The organism is Pseudoalteromonas sp. 2CM28B (assembly GCF_023161935.1).
Genome location: NZ_JALNTH010000001.1, coordinates 500,220 through 519,531 on the forward strand (window position 1 = coordinate 500,220; position 19,312 = coordinate 519,531).

Genomic DNA, 19,312 nt, shown 5'->3' on the forward strand with positions numbered 1-19,312 from the left:
CGCTACAAAGTAACCATTTTTGCACTTTATAATTGCAGCTCGAACATAATTCAGATAACTCGGTTTTGCCCCATTGCAATTCAGCCCGATTTTGAACCGATAAATTCCGTCCGCAATTAATCGGGCTTACTGGAATGACTGGGAGCTAAAGCGAAGTGCTCATTACTCCCAGAAATGTTCATAAACAAATATTTTTTGGCCGTGTTCAAAATGCATAATAATTCACAATGTAGCTCTGCAACGTGGTAGGGGACGGATGCCCACGACCAAAAATCTTAGCATTTTCACAATAATGGCGTTCTCAAAGTTACATTTTGGATAGTTTTGAATTAACGACCTGGTAGACTAATCATCAACGTATATTTAACGCTGCTTACCTTTTGAATAACGAACAACGAGCAATAAGCCAGTAATGGAAACTGCCATTCCAACAAACCCCATGTAAGAAATTGTTTTACCGAATAACATCCAAGACTCGAATGCAGTGAATACTGGAACCAAATAGAAATAGGTAGCTACCTTTGTGGATTCACCATTTTTAATCATATACATCAGCAGCAAAGTCGCACCTACACCTACAATTGTAACTAACCATGCAAGGGCAAACACAAAGTTCACATTCCAATGAGCCTGTTGGTCTTCAATACCCAATGTTAATATTCCAGCAGTGATCACTAGCGACAGTTGTTGAAAGAATATCTGTGCAATAGGGTGACCTTCAGTGTTTATTTTTTTTTGATAGAGAGTTCCGGTAGTAATGCCTATCAAGCCAATAACTGATCCAATAATCGCAGGGGTTGTTAGCTCATAGTCGTGAGAGGCCACTGGATTTAATACTAGAAAAACGCCTAAAAAGCCTAACATAAGACCAAGCCATTGTTGTGGCTGAAATGATTTTTTAAAAGCAAGCGTAACAATCAAAGCGGTAAGGATCGGCTGCATTCCAACAATAAGCGACGTGATTGAGGCCGGCATTCCTAATGATATAGCAGTGAAGCATCCTACTCCAAACATTGCTTGAAGCATAAAACCTGCTTTCATATGTTTGAAAGCAATACTGAGATTTGGCCATTCAACTTTCATAACCCAAGACAAAATGGCGAATGAAACACAAGAAAAGCCACCTCTCAAAAAAAGCAAAAAGTAAGGTTCGCTGTATGCCAGTGCGTATTTCGCACCGATGAACCCTGTACTCCAGAGAAATACAAAAAGCCAGGGAACAATGACTACATATTTATTGTGCGTTCTTAAAGTTATTTCCATTTTGTGTTTATTAACCCAATGATTCTGAATTAGATATATTCAGGCCAGCTTTACGGTTTAGCCTCAATACATATTATGAGTGGCTAGGTAAGCCAGTTAGAGTTCGATAATAAGTGTTCAGTATCCTTCGGTACCGCGTATAGGGTAGTTATCTTTACTACGGATAAACTTCAGGCCTTTAATTAACGTTTTCAAATCAGGTCTTGCAAATGGTGCATTGGAAATATCTGCTACATGAACATTTCCTTTTTCGTTAATAATAAACAGACCTGGCTCTGAAAAATTGTAGTTTCCTACGATATCATCGGTGTTATAGGAGATATAAAGCCCCAACTCTTCCATTTGTTCTATCGTCAAACCATAAGCAATAGGAAAAGTCACTTTGATGCCAGATGTCTTATGAGTAATGAGCTTCTCTTTCGTATCCGCAGAAACAGCGATAATATCAATTCCAGTTTTGTAGAACTCTTGCTGGAGTGTCTCAAGTTGATTCAGATAATCAGTACAAATCGGACAATGCAATCCTCTATATATAAAAACAGCTTTCCATGAAGAACCTTCTCGTGGCTCACCTAAAACGATTTTTTTATCACCGAATAGTGTTACGGTTAATTTTGGAAAGCTTTCATTTATTTTTAACTTAACAGAACTGCCCATATTTTCTCCTTTATTGATTTGTATGAATTTTTCGTAAAGTCACGTTAATTAAATAGGTTATTCCAGACACGTGCTTTAAGAGTTCAAGAACTATTTTTGCACCTATACTGTACCTATTGGTACAATGCTGGGGTTGTCTTTTTATCACCGTGATTAACTGTATGCTTACACTATCGACTAGTGAATGTTTAGGAGTCTACGTAATATGTTTAATCGTCCAAATTATCAGGATCCGCTTTCTGAAATGCTGTTAAACGTACACCTTAATGTCACAATTTCTATCAATGAACAGTTTTGTGGAGATTGGTTGTTGGGTGACAAAGCCAAAAGAACAAAATGGTTTCATGTGATTTCCCATGGTTCATGTTCACTAATCATCGATGATCAAGAAGCACAGCTCCTTAATTCCGGTGATTTAGTAATTTACACGCGTGATGTGAAGTATAAGTTGGTTGCAGGAGAATCCACTTCTTGTGAAGCAGAAAGGCTAAAGTATGAAGGGGGGCTGGTTGTAGGTTCTACGGGCATACTCTGTGGGTCTTTTACTTATCAGAACAACTCGACTGAGAGTGTTCTTGCTGCTTTGCCCCCAATTCTTGTAATCAAAAATAATGAGCATACAAAACATTGGATTGGCCCGTTAATAAAGTTAATTCAGTACGAAAACTGTAATTTTGGTCTCGGTTCGGAGCTTATTATAAAGCAGTTAATAGAATCTCTTTTTGTACATTCCATTCGTTCCTATATAGAAAATAGTACCTTTAAGGCTGGAATATTCAACTTAATGTCCGATAACAAACTTAGCAGAGCCCTTAGTGTCATTCAACATGAGCCCCAGAACAGCTGGACAGTAGAAAAACTCGCTAAAGAGTGTGCAATGTCTAGATCTTCATTTGCGACTAGATTTCTAAAAATATCTGGATGGACGCCAATTGGTTATTTAACTTGGTGGCGTATGCAAAAGGCATGGTCATTATTGAAAAATGGTGAGCTTGTATCGAATGTAGCGGAAAGCGTTGGTTATCGTTCTGAGGCTTCATTCGCTCATGCTTTTAAAAAACAATTCAATATGGGGCCTGGAGAAGTTCGTAAAAAATTCGCCTAATAAAAAGCATAGTAAACGTGAATGGTTGACTATTGAATAGACATCTCTTCAAATAGCATTGAAATGCATTAAGGGGTTGCAGGTAATACTCCATGTAATGATAGAAATTGTCCACTTTTTTCACTAGCGGCACCACCTGAAGTGGTGCCGTTCTGCTGTTTGGAAGATGGAAAACTTTCTGATGGGTAGATTTCGTTCGAAGCTTCAAACTCACTAATGTCCAAAACTCTGTTACAAAGTCCACAACACCAAATATTGAAGAGCCCCTTCGAGAGGGGCTGGTTGATGGGAGCCTAGTTGGCGGGGGTATCTGTTTCCTCTTCAGTGATATCGTCATCGGTTGAAGGTACTGCTTGTTCAACTTCTGCTTCTTTACCCTTGGCTTGAGCTGATTTTCGTGCTCGAATTTCGATATCAATAATGCGTCGAGCCAGTTTGATAATGCGCTGTTGCCATGCGTAGTTGCCATCAACACGTTGTTTGTTGCTAAGCACGCTAGACAACCAGAGTGTGTCCATTGAGATCATCAACGCATCGAGTTTGCGAACTAAGCCGACAAACTGGCCAACCTGAGGCGAGCTGATTTTGGCGTTGAAGGTAATCGGGTCGGTGTAGTCAGGTACTTCATCGATGCCGTTGGACTCCATCAATTTGTCCAAACGAGCTTGTTCGTTGTCTACCGCTTTAGCGCAATCCTCGATCAACTGGCTAATGATCTGTTCTACTTCATCAATTTCGTTCTCATCGCCAATGATGCGTAGGATGACATCGATTCCGTAAAGCGCACTGACCGTCCGTCTAAAAACACGGTCAACGACACGTTGCGCCTGTAAGCTATTAATTGTGAATGATTGTTCAAAGATGGGTTTTGAGTAATTGGGTTTTGTTTGGGCCATAAGTTTGCTCCTGATATGACAATAATCAGTCCCTAGACTAATCCTCTGTGAGGTAATGGCCTTTCAGCTAGGTGGAAGAATTGAGCATCTTTCTAACTATCCTGTCTGAATAAGACGGTTACACTGACTATCAAATATTGCTGATCTGTTTCAGTGATATCTGCGCCTGAGAGCATGAGCTCAAAGGAAGCCCGCCGCTGAGTATTCTCAGTGGTACTAAGAGGTAGCTAGCCTCCTTAAACAAATAGCCTGCATGTTTTTACATGCTCAACCATGCGTTCCTAATGGTTCGCCTTTTCACCACCCAACTGGGGGAGTTTTCCCCAGTTGGGGGTGACTCCTTCACAACCTAATTAAGGAGTCACCAATGGAATATATCTTCGGATTTATTATCCAAATCGCAGGCATTATGTTGCTTGCAAAACTGAGCTGGTCGCTTTTACGATTGGTTGCTCGTCAAAGCGTGCGCCCGTTTCGATTTGTATTTATTCAAATCAAACGGTTGCTCACACCAACACCAAAACGTCGTCCAATGGCAGTGCCTAAAGCTCCTGGTATGCCCCGTTTGACATCTGCGTTTTACAAAGAGCCACATCAGTACGACATGGCTTTACTCGAAATACCAACCTATCTGCGCCGTCAGTCTTCTTTGCCCAGCCGGGTAGAAACGACTGTGTGCACAGAGTTCAACTAAGACGAGGAGAACATCATGAAAAACCAAGTAACACTCATAGGCTACGTTGGCGCTGAGCCAGAGACACGAGCCTATCCATCAGGTGATTTAGTGACCAGTATTTCACTGGCCACTTCTGAGAAATGGCGCGACCGTCAATCCAATGAGCTCAAAGAGCATACGGAATGGCATCGGGTTGTTTTTCGAGATCGTGGTGGATTTAAGTTAGGGCTAAGAGCAAAAGATTTGATCCAAAAAGGAGCGAAGCTTTTTGTTCAAGGGCCTCAGCGCACGCGATCATGGGAGAAAGATGGCACTAAGCATCGATTGACCGAAGTGGACGCGGACGAGTTTCTGCTTCTTGATAGTGTGAACAGAGCATCTGAGCCATCACCGGCGGATGATGCAGGCTCCCAAACTAATTGGGCACAAACTTATCCTGAACCAGATTTTTAACCGAGCGAAAACGCTTTAACCCAGCCGGGAGTACTTTCCCGTCAGGGTCAGACTCCCACTTTGATTGTCGGAGTCCACAATGGAAAAACCAAAGCTAATCCAACGCTTTGCTGAGCGCTTTAGTGTCGATCCAAACAAGTTGTTCGATACCCTAAAAGCAACAGCATTCAAGCAACGTGACGGTAGTGCACCGACCAATGAGCAGATGATGGCGCTCTTGGTGGTTGCAGATCAGTACGGCTTGAACCCTTTCACCAAAGAGATTTTTGCGTTCCCTGATAAACAAGCTGGAATTATTCCAGTGGTAGGTGTCGATGGATGGTCTCGCATCATCAATCAACACGACCAGTTTGATGGCATGGAGTTCAAGACTTCAGAAACCAAAGTCTCACTGGATGGCGCGAAAGAATGCCCGGAATGGATGGAATGCATTATCTATCGGCGCGACCGTTCGCACCCAGTCAAAATCACTGAGTACCTGGATGAAGTCTATCGACCGCCTTTTGAAGGTAACGGCAAAAATGGCCCTTACCGTGTGGATGGTCCATGGCAGACGCACACTAAGCGAATGCTAAGGCATAAATCCATGATCCAGTGTTCCCGCATTGCGTTTGGCTTTGTGGGAATTTTCGATCAAGACGAAGCGGAGCGAATTATCGAAGGCCAAGCAACACACGTTGTTGAGCCATCGGTGATTCCACCCGAGCAAGTTGATGATCGAACCCGAGGGCTTGTTTACAAGCTTATCGAGCGGGCGGAAGCTTCAAACGCTTGGAATAGTGCATTGGAATATGCCAATGAACATTTTCAAGGTGTTGAACTGACGTTTGCGAAACAAGAAATATTTAATGCACAGCAACAAGCAGCCAAAGCGCTCACACAGCCTTTAGCTTCTTAGCGCCACGCATTCACTTTACGAACCCTGGCGGGATTATTCTCCCGTCAGGGGGAAGGTCTCGTCTTTTTTTTTGGAGATCTTCCATGACTAAATCAGCCTCACTTTTTCGCTTGGTATTGGTTGTTGCCCTTGTCGTAGGTTCGATTCAAGCCGGTAAAGCGGCAATTGATTCGGTTCAAGCAAGTGTTGTTCAGCACCAAACAGCGTTAGCACAAGCTGCAAAGTAACCACTTAACCCTGAAGGGGAGTTCTCTCCTTCGGGGGAGTCTCCCCTCAAAGGAGGCAATATGAAGGTTATCGACCTATCACAGCGTACTCCTGCATGGCACCAGTGGCGCATTGCAGGGGTTACGGCATCTGAAGCCCCAATTATTATGGGGCGTTCACCCTACAAAACACCTTGGCGATTATGGGCAGAAAAAACCGGATTCGTATTACCGGAAGACCTGTCGAATAATCCAAATGTGCTTCGCGGTATAAGGTTGGAGCCTCAAGCAAGGCGAGCATTTGAGAATGCGCATAATGACTTTCTTCTGCCGTTATGTGCAGAAGCCGATCATAACGCAATCTTTCGAGCCAGCTTTGATGGCATCAACGATGCGGGCGAACCCGTTGAACTGAAATGTCCTTGCCAGTCAGTTTTTGAGGATGTGCAAGCTCACCGAGAACAAAGCGAGGCGTACCAGTTGTATTGGGTGCAAGTACAGCATCAAATACTGGTCGCCAATAGCACGCGTGGTTGGTTGGTATTCTATTTTGAGGATCAACTGATTGAGTTTGAAATACAACGAGACGCGGCGTTCTTAACTGAATTGCAAGAAACAGCGCTTCAGTTTTGGGAGTTAGTACAGACCAAAAAAGAACCGTCAAAATGCCCTGAACAAGATTGTTTTGTTCCCAAGGGTGAAGCCCAATACCGCTGGACATCGCTGTCTCGGCAGTATTGCTCAGCACATTCCGAAGTTGTCCGACTGGAAAATCACATTAAATCTTTGAAAGAGGAAATGCGAGACGCCCAGTCAAAATTGGTCGCCATGATGGGTAACTACGCTCATGCCGACTATGCTGGGGTCAAACTCAGTCGCTACATGATGGCGGGCACGGTGGACTATAAGCAATTGGCCACCGATAAGTTAGGCGAGCTGGATGAACAGGTTTTAGCCGCTTACCGAAAATCGCCACAAGAGCGGTTGCGTATCAGCACCAATAAGCCAGATCAGCCCGTTGAAACACCAATCAAAATCAGTCTTGAGCAAGAGAACTTGGTTCTGCCAGGTGACTCGCCGAGCTCATTTTACTTTTAACGTTCACTTGGAGCCGATTTCGGCTCCTTTCTCATGCGCTTACATCGAGTGCATCAGAAAGCAGTTTCACTCGTAGCCAATGCTGGGTACGAATGATAGAGCGAGCTGAACTCTTACATACACAGCCATACCACAATCAACACACCACCCGACGGGGACTTCATTCCCTGTTGGGGCATGGGGCCTCGTTAAAACTAATGAGGTTTACCATGACAGAACAATCCCCATTTTTGGTTCAAGTGAATCAAGCGTTTAATGTCCCGGCTCCTGATGCTTTCGTTCTGGAAGGATATGGTGCCGACACTACCCATCCAAACATTCCCGTTCGCAAGGACGAGTATGTTTTTAGAAAAGAAGACTTACGTGACGTATTGGCGTTCTTGTCTCACCCAGACGGTGACGGTTTATATATTACAGGCCCCACGGGATGCGGTAAGACCTCGCTAATTTGCCAAGTTGCTTCTCGATTGAATTGGCCTGTTCAGCAAATTACGGCGCACGGTCGATTGGAGTTGTCCGATCTTATCGGTCACCACACGCTGGTTAATGGCAACATGACCTTTGTGTATGGACCACTGGCACTGGCTGTCAAGCATGGCCATTTGCTGATCATTAATGAAATGGATCTTGCTGAGCCTGCTGAACTGGCTGGGCTCAATGACATTTTGGAAGGTGCCCCGTTGGTCATCGCACAAAATGGCGGTGAGATCATCATGCCACATGCCAAGTTTCGTTTTATCGCTACCGGCAACAGTGCGGGCAGCGGTGACCAAACGGGCTTGTATCAAGGCGTGCTTCAACAGAATTTGGCTTTTCTTGATCGCTTTAGAATCATCGAAGCGACCTATGCAGAGCCATCTGTAGAGGAAGCCATTCTGGAGAACGTTGCGCCGGGCTTGCCAGAAGTCTTTCGCCAAAAAATGGTGAAAGTGGCTGGTGACATTCGTCGCCTTTTTATTGGCGGCGCGGATGGCGGTGCTGAGCTTAGTATCACCATGTCCACAAGGACCTTGGTGCGCTGGGCAAAGTTAACACTTGCTTTCAAAGGTGCTCCTAACGCAGTGGAGTATGCACTGGTTCGGTCTTTGACGGCTCGTGCTGAGTTGGAGCAACGAGAAGCCATTCACCGTATTGCCGCTGATGTCTTCGGTGACCACTGGGAGGATTGATGATGGAAAAGTGCTTTGCTCTTTACCGTTACAGTCATTCTGATGGGACAGCCAAAGAATGGGCTATTTACGTTGGAGCAGATAACCAGGAGGTTGAAGTTCGGTTTGGAAAAGCAGGTCAATTGTCGCAGCAGCGATTGATTGACTCGACTGATCCTAACGCAGAAGCAGACCGAAGAATCAATGAGAAAATCAACAAGGGTTATCGATTTGTTGGACAAGTCGGCATTGATCATCAAGGGCGGCCATTTGAACTATCAAATGCGCTTGATAGCGTCGCGTGCGCCAATAACGTCAGTTGGGAGTTTCGTACTCGCAAGGACGTCAATGGCCAAATCTCGCTAGCGCAAAAAGCGTTGTTCGATATGGCAAAGCTGCTTGAAGCCTATGGCTTGGCTGTTATTGATGATAACCAGGTCAGGATTGGAGAATGGTCATTAGGGTTTTGCAAAAGCGGATTACCTAGTACCAATCAAATCAGCATGGTGTCAGGTGAAGGCGCTGGCATTGTTAACACTGATGATGGCCCGTGGCCATTGTTGCTGTTACTGGCCTTTAAGCGTCAATTACCACCACTTTGTTCGCTCACAGTAGCGAGTCCTGAAGGGATAGAAGTATCTGACCAACTGAAGTTGGAAAAAGATGTATTGCGGTTGCTAGGCAGTGATTTAGAGCGGGTTCGCCCGATAGCTGAAGCACTGGATTTAATGCCTGCGAAAATCGATCTCAACCAATCGTCGCCTGATTCGCAAAATTACTATTTCTGATAGTGGTATTGCCATTAGCGCGTCAACTACTACCACCCAAGCGGGGGCCATTGCTCCTGTTGGGAGTGGTGTGTCCCCATCTCGCATGAGGATGCACTATGAGTATTCAAACCCTCGACAAACTTTTGATTTGTCACATCGACTGTTCCATCTGGAGCGGTAGAAAAAAACTAAGGCCTGAAGATTTCAGATTAGCCAATGGCAGCCAACTTCCACCGAAGGATGTTGCCAGCTTAGGGAGTAAAAAAATTTGCGACCCTGAGGCATTGGCGAACTTTGAAAGGCTTAAGAAAGAAGCGCAGCGTTTGTGTGAGCAAGTCGGTGTGCGGTTCTTAGGAGGCTATGCCGTCCCTGAAGACCGAATTGATCAGATTGTTCCAGAGCTTGACCGGATCGGTCAGGAGTTTGCGCAGTGCAAGCAGTTGTTCTTGGACAACTATGATCAGGTGACTTTTGACTGGGTTGCAAAACACCCGGAATTTGCAGATGCAATCCGACGTGCATTATCACCCATCGAAGACGTGGAACAACGGCTTCAGTTCGATTATGCCATCTATCGAATGCAACCGGCTGATCAAGCTGGCGGCTTAGATGACAAGGTCAATGGTATGGGACACACCCTCTTTAGGGAGGTAGCTCGTGATGCCAACGAACTGTTTGAGCGCTCCGTTGCAGGTAAGAATCAAATCAGTCAGCGAGCCCTTAACCCTCTCAAACGGTTAAGAGACAAGTTGGATGGTTTGTCATTTCTGGATCATCGAGTTCAGCCGATGGTTGAAGCGATGGACAATTTATTTGTTCGTCTGCCGAAGACCGGCCCTGTGACAGACAATCTCTATCACGAACTGATGGCGACCATTTTAATTTTGTCTGATCCAGACAAGATGAGAATGCACGGTGAAGGTCAATTGGATATCAGGCAACTGATGCCCAAACCTGAACCTAAACCCGCACAGCCAGTATCTGCTCAGGCAGATAACTTGCGTGCAATACCCCAACCAACCGTCAGACCAAACCTTGGTTCGACTGTACCAAACTCGTTTTATTTCTAACGTCCTTGAGGGCATGTTGCCCTGAAGGGCGCATGTCCTCTGAACTATATAAGAGGAAATTATGCAATCAACCATCCATAACCCCAGCCAACTAAAGCAGTTTGAACCGCATTTTCGTGGTGTGACTGATGCTGTTGAAAGTGAATCGATACCAGAAGTGGCGTGTTGTCGAAGGTTAGTACAACGGTCGTACTCAACACATAGTGTCGTGATCCCCGAGAACCCTGTGCTGATCGCAGATGCGGACGCACAAGGAGCTTGGGTAACGGCCATGGTATTTGTTCCAAACATGGCATTGCAGCAAACCGCTCATGAGCGGGCCTGGCTGCAATATCAACACGAGGTGTCTACTCAGTTACAAGACCAGTACGGTCTGACATTGGATGACATCCTGAGTTTAGACCAGCTTAAAACGTCATTTGAGCAGCACGAGAGTCCAGCTCAATTGGTGGCTTGGTTAGGTCAAAAATACGACATGGATAAGCTAAAAGCACAGGTTTAAACACTTACATTCCCAGCGGGGAAACGCTCCCGCTGAGGGAGTATTCCCCCTAATGATTAGGAGACTCCCATGAATCATCCATTAAAAAACGCACTGCCAATCGTTGCCGCCGCTTATGGCGAAAAGTTTGGTGTGAAGGTGCTTATTCAAGGACAAGATGCGTTTACCGATGGTGAGCGGATTGTGATCCCAACAGCAAACCCAGACGACCCACACTATCAACAGATAGCTTGGGGTTATCTGGCTCATGAAGCGGCGCATATTCGGCATACCAATTTTGACATGGTGCAGAAGGCGTCGTCTAAGCCGATCCGTAAGGCACTTCTCAATATCATTGAGGACGTTCGCATTGAAAACGAATTGGCAAAGGATTACCCCGGAACCCGGCGCAGTATTTCGCAAGTGATTGAGTACATGGTGGACACACAGCAAATGTGTGTACCTGAACAGCCTGAGCCTGCATCTAACTTGCAAGCCTGGTTGTTGTTTCGCTTGAGATGCCATTTTCTGGGCCAGAAAGCGCTGACGCCTTTGTATCAAGCTGTTGATGAAAGAGTGAGACAACTCTTTCCTGCCGCAGCGATGAGCCGGTTAAGCGCCATGCTGACAGCAGTGCCTAGCCTGGCATCTACAGGTGAAGTGCTGAAACTTGTCGATGCCATCGTTGCCATGTTGGAAGAAGAATCTCGTCCACCACAGGATGAGTCTGATGCTGATGGCGGTGATGACATTGGACAAGATGCGAGTAATGACAGCAATAGCAGTAGTGACAGTCAAACCCCGGAAACAGGTTCGTCTGTAACAGGGGATGCTGCTGAAACGAGTGATTCTGATAACTCTGATCAAGCTGACAATTTGCGACAAGCCTTAGAGGCCAGTGCCGCTCAGTTTGAACCCGATACCTTTGCCCAAGTGGCAGAAGTGTTGTCGGAACAAGCTGAAGGACATCAGGGCGTCACACCTCTCAGTTTGCCCCAAGCAGAGCAAGCTATGTTGGGTGATGAGGCCATCTTGAGCTTATCGGCGTCTGAGTCGGCTCAAATTCGAGCCCGACTTAGGGGCATGGTTCAGTCCAGTCAGGACAATCGGAATCATGCCAAAAGGCACGGTCTTCGAGTTGCAACTCATCGTCTTGCCGCTTCACAAGCAGGTGAGTCGAGATTGTTTATTCAAAGGCAACCTCGCATTGCGCCCAATGCTGCTGTGCACTTGCTTGTCGATATATCGGGCTCAATGGGTAAGCCCATTGGCGAAGGTAATCGAAAGTACTTTCATGTTGCTAATGAAGCCGCTTTGGCTTTGGCCATGGCACTGGAAGGCATACCGGGTGTTGTACCTGCGGTCAGTTATTTTCCTGGTATTCATCAGGAAGTTTCTATCGCGTTATTGCCCAAGCAATCGGTTCGACATCGGGCCGCCTGTTTTGACCAAAAACCACGAGGTTGTACGCCTATGGCACAAGCGATGTGGTTTGCGGCAAACAGTTTGTTAGCGCAAAAACAGAAGCGAAAGCTAATGATAGTGCTAACGGATGGTGACCCAGATGATTGGGCTGCCACGCATGACATTGTTGACCGGTGCAGACGAAGTGGCTTTGAGCTGCTGGGAATAGGGATTCAAACACGCAGTGTTGAGAAATTCTTTCCTCAAAGCATCGTGATTAACGACGTCAAAGATCTGAAGCGTGAGTTATTCGAAGTAACACAACAACTGTTAATTCAGTAACCACATCAATTTTACCACCCTGCGGGGACGATTCCGTCCCCTTCAGGGCATGGGTTCGTCTCCGTTTTTTTTGGAGACTCCTATGAAAAACAAAAAATTCTTAGCTGGCGAAGAAGCCGGTACTTACATCGTTCCTGAGCAAGTGACTGAAGCGGATATCTTAGATATGGCGCTCAAGCTTGCCCGTGATCGATTGAGTAAAGGTCGCAAAATTGAACAGCCATCATCGGCGTTCTCATACCTGCAAACACTGATGCACGAGTATGAGCACGAAGTCTTTGGCGTGCTGTTTCTTGATACAAAGCATCGCGTTATTCGATTTGAAGAGCTGTTCAAAGGCACTTTAGATGCAGCGAGCGTGTATCCAAGGGAAGTAACAAAGCGGGCGTTGGAATTTAATGCGGCAGCTGTGATACTGGTTCATAACCATCCATCGGGTGATCCTGAACCCAGTGAAGCTGATAAACGCATCACTCATCGACTTCGTGACGCCTTGTCACTTGTTGATATTCGAACGCTTGACCATGTCGTGGTCGCATCCGAGGGCTGCGTTTCGCTTGCCGAACGCGGTTATCTGTAATGAATGGGCGTATTGCCCATTCTCCTACATCACAAAAGCAGTCCCATGAGCACACATCAGCACAGCTCGAATTTCTATTTGAGTTTGATGATGCCCCTGTCACTTGGTCTGACACGGAAATCTGGCAGTTACGCGAAGGCATTCTATTGGATGCGATCCGTGTATTGCTAGACGGTCGTGTCAGTACTCGATTGCGAAAGGATGTGTTGTCGTGGATTCAAAATGACGAATTAACGCCATTTTGCTTTCGTGTTTGCGCAATGGCTGCGGTTGTCGATCCTGATGTGCTTCGTGATTCCATCATGTGGCTATTAAGACGACATGGTATCCAGCTTGACTAACGTTCCTGCATTAACCAAACGGCTCAATGCAGGCCCAGAGCTGACTTTTATCACTTGTGGTAGGAGTCGGCTTTTTACTTAAGGAGGTTATATGGCGTTACCTTTACAAATTGAAACTGTAAGGCCATATCTTAATGGCCAGTGGCTTCAAATACTGGCGGCGTTGGTGCCAGAACTTGATGCCGCTATTGCTCGAAAAGGCCGTCATGTGGCTTGTCCTGTTCATGGCGGTCGTGATGGCTTTAGGCTGTTCAAAGATGCTGAATATACCGGAGGTGGCGTTTGTAACACCTGCGGGATCTTTCATGATGGCTTTGAACTGTTGTCTTGGATTAATGGATGGAACTTTGCTCAGTCTATTGAAGCAATCGGTCAAGCTCTAGGTATTCAACCCGGACAAGTACCAACTCGGGTAATACCGAGTAACGCTGTTGACTGGAAGGCTAGAAAGCAGGAAGAGGACAAAGCGATTATCCATCGCTTGAATCAAACCTGGGGAGAAACGTTTTCTCTTGCAGATACTCGTGCGCAACCAGTTTGGAACTACATGCATCGTCGTGGCATTGTTACCCGGCTTCGTCCTGAATGGGATTCGGTGCTGAGGTATCATCCAAACTTGCCTTACCATGATGAAGATGGCTTGTTTATCGATAGCTACCCAGCGCTGCTAGGTAAAATCGTTACTCAGCAAGGGCGTTCGGCCACGTTTCATCGGATCTACCTAAGTGAAGATGGATTCAAAGCGCCGGTTGAAAAGCCTAAAAAGATGATGCCGATACCAAGTGACAGAACAATCACTGGTGGTGCCATTCCGATAGGTGAGCCTGGTGAGGTATTAGGTGTTTCTGAAGGCATCGAAACAGCTTTAGCGGTTACCAGAGCTACGGGACAGACATGTTGGTCGGTTGTGAATGCAACGCTACTGGCTAGGTTTGAACCACCAAGTAATGTGAAAATGCTGTACATCTGGGCAGATCACGATCTCTCTGAGACCGGCCTGAATGCAGCGAATGAACTCAAGAAAAAAGCCTGGCAAAAAGGCATTCTGACACAAGTTCTGATCCCTCCGATACCAACGTCACTTGGCGTGAAAAGTTGGGATTGGAATGATGTGCTGAATGTTTACGGAGCCATGGGCTTTCCTAAAGTTCATATCTGATCGAAGGGGCTTCGGCCCCTTTTTTTGCGCCTTGCATATTTGAAAAAACATGGAGAATGAAAAATAGATAACCAATAGGAGAAACAAACATGATGGTTTTAACCCTTTTGACAAAGCAGATTGATGGTGAATTTACGGTTTACTGGAAGACCGGCCTTCGAAGAGCTGGTGAGCTAAAGGTCGATTTAGGTGAGCAATACGACAAGTTACCTGGGCAGCAAAAGCTAATTGCAGCTGAGCTTTATGCTATTCACCACCTATTGTCAGTGAAAGAGGTGATGGGGAGTAACCGAAGCGGCAATGGGCTTCAAATCCGAGTCAGTAAAGGAGCCATCAAAAAGTTACAGAAACAACGCTCAACTCAGCATTCACTTTACAGCCTGACCAGGTTCTTGCTCACCCGTTACCAAGAAGCACAGATATCGGTAGAGAAACGGGAAGATTGGCTCTCATATTCCTTCGAAGAATACAGCGTCGATAATGCTACAGTGAGAGAAATCGATGAGGTAATAAATGTTCCGAACATTGGACCTGTCGTGGTGACTCATCATGCACTGGATCGGTTTGTGGAACGGCTTTCAGACGGCGTACCTAAGCATCCTTGGAAGGCTTTGTGCTCAAAGCTGCTATGTTCGGGGCTAACTAAAACTCAGTTGCCAGAAAACGTCGCTATCCAAAAAGCAAAAAAATATGCCCAAGAGGCCGAGTTCTGGCAGCATGTGGGGAGCAAAATGTACTTTGTCATGGTTCCAAGTTGCTCAATTAAAATTTTGGTTACGGTTATTGCAGTAAAGTGAGCTAACGTAGTATTCGAAGTTTCTGAATATTGCTTTATGTGCCAGAAGTAGACGTTAGGGGTCTACCTTGAGCACTGATCTGGTCGATTCATCTTTTCCTTTTTTGAACTGCACGATCCATACGTTTTCAGTTTTTCTTTGTGATGGTTGCCTGAATTTCAAAAATCCTATATATTTTTTAGTGGCGCTAGCCACACTTGCACACGAGTGAAAAACAGCAAATTGACCTGAAAAGGCGTATAGAGAACCCAATATTTACTTAAATTTTAATTATACATACATGGCTTGAGAGATCATGTTGTAATCGTGTGTAGCAATGATTGATAACGGTTAATAACTGTCTCAAGCATATGGATATGTATATGAAAAGTTTAAAACCCATCATTTTTACGGCTCATTCTGAGTTAAAAACAGCAATTCCATCAATAAAGAAAAGCCATTTATACGAAGCGTTCGCAGCATTTTGCGGCTTTAAAAGCTACGCGGCATTTCAAGTTGCCTCTGAATATAGAGTTGAAAACCTTGAGATCGCAAATAGACAGTGCTTTGAGCGCTTGCAAGCTTTGGATTTTGATGCAGGTGTTACGCTTCAAGTATGCCAGCGAATCCAGCAAGCTTGGGAGCAATTTAACATTATCTCTTTAGATGATGTTTATGCATTTTATGCTGAGGCTTCTTTTGAAAAAGCATTAGGTGAAACACGAATGCTAGGTGTTTTAACCTCATTCATAGATGCAAATGACTCAGAAGCGATATTGGTTGGTCTTGTTGTAGCTGCGACATTATTGGCTGAATATGAAGACAATCCGGATAACAGAAGTGGCGAGTTCTGGTATAACAAAAAACTAGCTGGTCATTCGCTTAATGTAATTCAGTCTGACGTTGCTGAGCAATACCAGAAAATCGTCCCTTATCGAGAGCTTTTAACGCTGGTATTAAAGAAATTTGAAAACAGTAATGATGCGGTATTTCCAATTCCTTCATCGTTGAAACCAATCTATGATCAATGTGGTGACGGCCATAGCCACTGCTGGAGTGGCTATTTTTATGATGATCCTTATGTTGTGATTGAGGCTATTGGATATGCTTTGCATTGTCATGACGAAGATGAGCCAGTAATCCCAATTAGTTTTTATCTTGATTGGCTAAAAGCTGAAATGATTGTTGCTCCGTCACGCGAAGGGTTGATTGAAATAATCGAAGCTACGATTAGTGAAACTGAAAAGTGGTTTTGGTATTACGTTGGTCTACAGGATGATGTCGACGTAACCAAAGATTGTTACAGGGCAATCAATGCTGACACTGGTGAAGATTATGATGATTATGGGCCAGCAGTAGCTGTTGGCGATGACGGTGTAGCGCTTCCAATTATTTCTGACGACTTAAAACTTAAACTAAAAACTGTTGCTCAAAAGCTTATCTCTTAATCTTTGAGATAAAAGTGATGGCTATGCTGAGGCTTAGCCTTTCGCTCAAAGCGTAAAATCATATCTTTTGTTCATTAACGTTAGCTGTTGTTACTAGTTACAACAGCTAGTCAGAAACACTCACAATTCCTTCATCTATCTGGCCAATCGCTCTAGCGGGGATCTTTAGCATGTTAGCTCTATGAAATGTTCTGGAGCTGACAATGAGAACGCCTTTGTTACCTTGGTTCATCCTATGGGTGACCATCCCAATCATTATTTTCTTTCTATTCATTTTACCCGCCTATGCCAGTGACGAGCCATTCTATCAGCGTGGCCAGGAAGGCTGGTTTTGGTATCAGGTCATTCCTGAGCCAGCGGAGGCTGAAGAGCTTATTAAGCCGGAATCTGGTGCGGCAGAGTCGAGTCAGAGCGAGCTAAAGCCCTTCAGTGCTGCCTGGTTTCGAGAGCATATGCAGTCGTTCATGGACAAGGCAATTGATGAGCCGACGAATGAGAACGTCCGAGCCTATCTGTATCTACAGCGCGTCATGATGGATAAGGGCTCACTATTTGCTGATGTTAGTCAGCAGGTGGTCATGGGCGATCCAGTTTTGGATGAAATCAGTCGCAGACCCTTGGCTACCTATGCTGCCAATCGGATGGATCGAGAAGCTGGCGCTCAACGAGATATTGCTTTAGGTGAAGTAGCAAAACGGGCTGGCTTATTCTTCTTCTATCGCTCTGATTGCCCTTACTGCCATGCTCAAGCGCCTATCATCGAATCAATGGCTTTGAACTATGGTTTCGAGGTGTTTGCTATTGCAGTCGATGGCTTGCCTTTACCTGGTGGAGAGTTTCCTAATTACAAAGTCGATTCAGGACAAGCTCAATCCTTGTCCGTTACGACTGTCCCTGCCGTGTTCTTAGTTGATCCGCCTAATGTCATCACTCCGATTGGCCAAGGCGCAATGAGCCTTGATGAGCTCAATAATCGAATCATTCTTGCAGCCCATCAAGCCAGTTGGATTGACGATCAAACTTACTATGCCACCAGACCTGTTCAACCCGGCGTGTCACTCGCGATGTCAGCCCAAGAGCTTAACGAAAAGATATTACAGGACCCTGAGTTCCTTGTTCGCTATCTGCGTGCACAAGGAGGGTTATAACAATGAAAAAAGTATTCCGAGTATCGCTAATCGCCTGTGCGATTGGTTTTTCGTCTATGAGCCAAGCAAGCTTGCAACAGGAGATGAATCAATTGTTTGGTTCAATGACCAACACCACTGCGCCTGGTGTATTCGAGAGTCAGCGGCGTGGCGTTATATCTGGTGGAAGCGTTGTTGTCCGTAACAGGATCATGAACGAGAACCTCGTCTCAATGGTGCCTCCGTCATTCCAAGCAGGTTGTGGCGGCATTGATATGTTCGCTGGAAGTTTGTCATTTGTTAATGCAGATCAGTTTGTTCAATTACTTCGCTCTGTAGCGGCAAATGCCAAGGGGTACGCATTCCAATTGGCGCTCAGTGCTATGTGTGAGAAATGCTCTCAGCACATGGAGACACTGCAAAAGAAAATCCAGCAGTTGAACGAGTATTTTGGCAATTCCTGTCAAATGGCTCAGGGAGTCGTGAACGATACCCTGGCTGCTTTTGGTAAAAAGGGGCAAACAGAAGCCAGCATGTTGAGCTCACTTAAAGGGGCTGGAGACATTTTTACCAGTTGGAGTGAGTCCAACGGTAAGAACCCTTATGAGAATGCTTCAAGTGTCGCGGCATCTGATGTGAATAAAACGATTAAAGGTAACTTGGTCTGGCGAGCACTGAAACGTCATTCGGCATCAAGCTGGTTTGCATCGGGGGATGACCGTTTTCTTGAAGCGGTTATGTCGGTGACGGGTTCGATCATCGTTGGTGATTTGGCTAATGCGGCTGATGGTCAAGGTAAAGCCCCAAAACTGACCAGATTGAATGGCAATAAAGTGACTATTGAGCATCTAATTCATGGCGGTAACGTCGCTATGTACCGATGTGACACAGTGACACAAGACGGCTGTCTGAATCCGACAATTACTAACGTGACTCTTACCGGGTTATCAACTCAGGTAGAAAATTTACTTCTTGGTACAGGTTCTAGTAACGGCATTATTTTTAAGTTTGCTCGAAATACAGGGGCTGCTAGCACCACCGAAAAGGCTTTTATGACCTCGGCTCCTGCGAGCATTGGCGGTATGATTCGAACACTTTCTGCATTAAATGAAGGGGCCGCTAGGTCGTTTGCTTCAAGAGCGGCACCATTTATTGCTGTTGAGATGGCCCGAGCATTGGTTGAAGACATGCTCAATGCAGCTAGAAGTACCTCCGGTGTGGAAGATCATGCCTATGCGAAGTTGTTAACCGAAGACCTTGAACGTGCACGTCGCCAAATCAATGAGGAGTACGCTGCGTTGCAGCGAAGATACGGCTCAGAGCAAGAATTGCTGGCGCATTTTAACCAGGTGATTCAGACCATTCGCAAACAGCGTTATTACACCGTTAAATCTACGGCGCTGGGGGAATAGGT

The 19,312-nt window shown here is 45.4% G+C and carries 21 protein-coding genes; 18 read left to right on the forward strand and 3 right to left on the reverse strand.

Going from position 1 to position 19,312, the window contains the following annotated elements; genetic code table 11:
- Nucleotides 1–363 precede the first annotated feature (363 nt).
- Together MTN96_RS02260 and MTN96_RS02265 are read right to left on the reverse strand one after the other, a co-directional pair.
- Nucleotides 364–1,263 carry a DMT family transporter gene (locus tag MTN96_RS02260; RefSeq protein WP_248530625.1) on the reverse strand — a complete coding sequence of 300 codons (900 nt, stop codon included), beginning with the start codon at nucleotides 1,261–1,263 and terminating at the stop codon, nucleotides 364–366.
- A 117-nt stretch (nucleotides 1,264–1,380) separates the two neighbouring features.
- Nucleotides 1,381–1,920, reverse strand: coding sequence for a redoxin domain-containing protein (locus tag MTN96_RS02265; RefSeq protein WP_248530626.1), 540 nt, complete (start codon nucleotides 1,918–1,920; stop codon nucleotides 1,381–1,383).
- 205 nt (nucleotides 1,921–2,125) lie between these two features.
- On the opposite strand from MTN96_RS02265, the gene MTN96_RS02270 reads away from it, so the two are divergent.
- Nucleotides 2,126–3,025: an AraC family transcriptional regulator gene (locus MTN96_RS02270; protein ID WP_248530627.1), complete on the forward strand. Its 900-nt coding sequence runs from the start codon at nucleotides 2,126–2,128 to the stop codon at nucleotides 3,023–3,025.
- A 293-nt stretch (nucleotides 3,026–3,318) separates the two neighbouring features.
- Here MTN96_RS02270 and MTN96_RS02275 read toward each other — a convergent pair whose 3' ends face one another.
- Nucleotides 3,319–3,921, reverse strand: a complete 603-nt coding sequence (locus tag MTN96_RS02275) for a hypothetical protein (protein ID WP_217875211.1) — start codon at nucleotides 3,919–3,921, stop codon at nucleotides 3,319–3,321.
- 367 nt (nucleotides 3,922–4,288) lie between these two features.
- On the opposite strand from MTN96_RS02275, the gene MTN96_RS02280 reads away from it, so the two are divergent.
- From MTN96_RS02280 to MTN96_RS02360, 17 genes are all read left to right on the forward strand, one after another.
- The gene (locus MTN96_RS02280) at nucleotides 4,289–4,615 is read left to right on the forward strand and encodes a plasmid-related protein (protein ID WP_217875210.1); all 327 of its coding nucleotides are present in this window, start codon (nucleotides 4,289–4,291) and stop codon (nucleotides 4,613–4,615) included.
- 15 nt (nucleotides 4,616–4,630) lie between these two features.
- Nucleotides 4,631–5,050: a single-stranded DNA-binding protein gene (locus MTN96_RS02285; RefSeq protein WP_248530628.1), complete on the forward strand. Its 420-nt coding sequence runs from the start codon at nucleotides 4,631–4,633 to the stop codon at nucleotides 5,048–5,050.
- A gap of 79 nt (nucleotides 5,051–5,129) precedes the next feature.
- On the forward strand, nucleotides 5,130–5,948 hold the full coding sequence (bet, locus tag MTN96_RS02290) for a phage recombination protein Bet (protein WP_014703121.1): 819 nt from the start codon (nucleotides 5,130–5,132) through the stop codon (nucleotides 5,946–5,948).
- Nucleotides 5,949–6,031: 83 nt separating this feature from the next.
- Complete coding sequence (locus tag MTN96_RS02295; protein ID WP_000167275.1) at nucleotides 6,032–6,175, forward strand: hypothetical protein; 144 nt, start codon at nucleotides 6,032–6,034, stop codon at nucleotides 6,173–6,175.
- Between the two features lie 60 nt (nucleotides 6,176–6,235).
- Nucleotides 6,236–7,252 (forward strand): YqaJ viral recombinase family protein, encoded by a 1,017-nt coding sequence (locus tag MTN96_RS02300; RefSeq protein ID WP_248530629.1) that lies wholly within the window; start codon nucleotides 6,236–6,238, stop codon nucleotides 7,250–7,252.
- Between the two features lie 209 nt (nucleotides 7,253–7,461).
- On the forward strand, nucleotides 7,462–8,421 hold the full coding sequence (locus MTN96_RS02305) for an AAA family ATPase (protein ID WP_067206276.1): 960 nt from the start codon (nucleotides 7,462–7,464) through the stop codon (nucleotides 8,419–8,421).
- The gene (locus MTN96_RS02310) at nucleotides 8,421–9,188 is read left to right on the forward strand and encodes a hypothetical protein (RefSeq protein ID WP_248530630.1); all 768 of its coding nucleotides are present in this window, start codon (nucleotides 8,421–8,423) and stop codon (nucleotides 9,186–9,188) included. Before MTN96_RS02305 ends, MTN96_RS02310 begins: the two co-directional genes overlap by 1 nt.
- A gap of 98 nt (nucleotides 9,189–9,286) precedes the next feature.
- Nucleotides 9,287–10,240: a DUF3150 domain-containing protein gene (locus MTN96_RS02315; protein WP_053426188.1), complete on the forward strand. Its 954-nt coding sequence runs from the start codon at nucleotides 9,287–9,289 to the stop codon at nucleotides 10,238–10,240.
- A 61-nt stretch (nucleotides 10,241–10,301) separates the two neighbouring features.
- Complete coding sequence (locus MTN96_RS02320; protein ID WP_248530631.1) at nucleotides 10,302–10,742, forward strand: hypothetical protein; 441 nt, start codon at nucleotides 10,302–10,304, stop codon at nucleotides 10,740–10,742.
- A 69-nt stretch (nucleotides 10,743–10,811) separates the two neighbouring features.
- Complete coding sequence (locus tag MTN96_RS02325; protein ID WP_248530632.1) at nucleotides 10,812–12,467, forward strand: VWA domain-containing protein; 1,656 nt, start codon at nucleotides 10,812–10,814, stop codon at nucleotides 12,465–12,467.
- Nucleotides 12,468–12,549: 82 nt separating this feature from the next.
- On the forward strand, nucleotides 12,550–13,047 hold the full coding sequence (radC, locus tag MTN96_RS02330) for a DNA repair protein RadC (RefSeq protein WP_248530633.1): 498 nt from the start codon (nucleotides 12,550–12,552) through the stop codon (nucleotides 13,045–13,047).
- Nucleotides 13,047–13,388 carry a plasmid-related protein gene (locus MTN96_RS02335; RefSeq protein WP_248530634.1) on the forward strand — a complete coding sequence of 114 codons (342 nt, stop codon included), beginning with the start codon at nucleotides 13,047–13,049 and terminating at the stop codon, nucleotides 13,386–13,388. Before radC ends, MTN96_RS02335 begins: the two co-directional genes overlap by 1 nt.
- Nucleotides 13,389–13,479: 91 nt before the next feature.
- Nucleotides 13,480–14,547 carry a primase-helicase zinc-binding domain-containing protein gene (locus tag MTN96_RS02340; RefSeq protein WP_077671787.1) on the forward strand — a complete coding sequence of 356 codons (1,068 nt, stop codon included), beginning with the start codon at nucleotides 13,480–13,482 and terminating at the stop codon, nucleotides 14,545–14,547.
- Nucleotides 14,548–14,636: 89 nt separating this feature from the next.
- Nucleotides 14,637–15,344, forward strand: coding sequence for a hypothetical protein (locus MTN96_RS02345; protein WP_248530635.1), 708 nt, complete (start codon nucleotides 14,637–14,639; stop codon nucleotides 15,342–15,344).
- A gap of 362 nt (nucleotides 15,345–15,706) precedes the next feature.
- Nucleotides 15,707–16,771, forward strand: a complete 1,065-nt coding sequence (locus tag MTN96_RS02350) for a hypothetical protein (protein WP_248530636.1) — start codon at nucleotides 15,707–15,709, stop codon at nucleotides 16,769–16,771.
- A gap of 203 nt (nucleotides 16,772–16,974) precedes the next feature.
- Nucleotides 16,975–17,919, forward strand: coding sequence for a thioredoxin family protein (locus tag MTN96_RS02355; protein WP_248530637.1), 945 nt, complete (start codon nucleotides 16,975–16,977; stop codon nucleotides 17,917–17,919).
- 2 nt (nucleotides 17,920–17,921) lie between these two features.
- Nucleotides 17,922–19,310, forward strand: coding sequence for a conjugal transfer protein TraH (locus MTN96_RS02360; RefSeq protein ID WP_025610843.1), 1,389 nt, complete (start codon nucleotides 17,922–17,924; stop codon nucleotides 19,308–19,310).
- The last annotated feature ends 2 nt before the right edge of the window (nucleotides 19,311–19,312 follow it).

Coding starts and splice junctions, on each gene's coding strand:
- MTN96_RS02310 (WP_248530630.1), top strand. CDS start 8,421: ATGATGGAAAAGTGCTTTGCTCTTTACCGTTACAGTCATTCTGATGGG.
- MTN96_RS02285 (WP_248530628.1), top strand. CDS start 4,631: ATGAAAAACCAAGTAACACTCATAGGCTACGTTGGCGCTGAGCCAGAG.
- MTN96_RS02270 (WP_248530627.1), top strand. CDS start 2,126: ATGTTTAATCGTCCAAATTATCAGGATCCGCTTTCTGAAATGCTGTTA.
- MTN96_RS02325 (WP_248530632.1), top strand. CDS start 10,812: ATGAATCATCCATTAAAAAACGCACTGCCAATCGTTGCCGCCGCTTAT.
- MTN96_RS02275 (WP_217875211.1), bottom strand. CDS start 3,921: ATGGCCCAAACAAAACCCAATTACTCAAAACCCATCTTTGAACAATCA.
- MTN96_RS02265 (WP_248530626.1), bottom strand. CDS start 1,920: ATGGGCAGTTCTGTTAAGTTAAAAATAAATGAAAGCTTTCCAAAATTA.
- MTN96_RS02305 (WP_067206276.1), top strand. CDS start 7,462: ATGACAGAACAATCCCCATTTTTGGTTCAAGTGAATCAAGCGTTTAAT.
- MTN96_RS02280 (WP_217875210.1), top strand. CDS start 4,289: ATGGAATATATCTTCGGATTTATTATCCAAATCGCAGGCATTATGTTG.
- MTN96_RS02360 (WP_025610843.1), top strand. CDS start 17,922: ATGAAAAAAGTATTCCGAGTATCGCTAATCGCCTGTGCGATTGGTTTT.
- MTN96_RS02315 (WP_053426188.1), top strand. CDS start 9,287: ATGAGTATTCAAACCCTCGACAAACTTTTGATTTGTCACATCGACTGT.
- MTN96_RS02335 (WP_248530634.1), top strand. CDS start 13,047: ATGAATGGGCGTATTGCCCATTCTCCTACATCACAAAAGCAGTCCCAT.
- radC (WP_248530633.1), top strand. CDS start 12,550: ATGAAAAACAAAAAATTCTTAGCTGGCGAAGAAGCCGGTACTTACATC.
- MTN96_RS02300 (WP_248530629.1), top strand. CDS start 6,236: ATGAAGGTTATCGACCTATCACAGCGTACTCCTGCATGGCACCAGTGG.
- MTN96_RS02295 (WP_000167275.1), top strand. CDS start 6,032: ATGACTAAATCAGCCTCACTTTTTCGCTTGGTATTGGTTGTTGCCCTT.
- MTN96_RS02350 (WP_248530636.1), top strand. CDS start 15,707: ATGAAAAGTTTAAAACCCATCATTTTTACGGCTCATTCTGAGTTAAAA.
- MTN96_RS02345 (WP_248530635.1), top strand. CDS start 14,637: ATGATGGTTTTAACCCTTTTGACAAAGCAGATTGATGGTGAATTTACG.
- MTN96_RS02260 (WP_248530625.1), bottom strand. CDS start 1,263: ATGGAAATAACTTTAAGAACGCACAATAAATATGTAGTCATTGTTCCC.
- MTN96_RS02320 (WP_248530631.1), top strand. CDS start 10,302: ATGCAATCAACCATCCATAACCCCAGCCAACTAAAGCAGTTTGAACCG.
- MTN96_RS02355 (WP_248530637.1), top strand. CDS start 16,975: ATGAGAACGCCTTTGTTACCTTGGTTCATCCTATGGGTGACCATCCCA.
- MTN96_RS02340 (WP_077671787.1), top strand. CDS start 13,480: ATGGCGTTACCTTTACAAATTGAAACTGTAAGGCCATATCTTAATGGC.
- bet (WP_014703121.1), top strand. CDS start 5,130: ATGGAAAAACCAAAGCTAATCCAACGCTTTGCTGAGCGCTTTAGTGTC.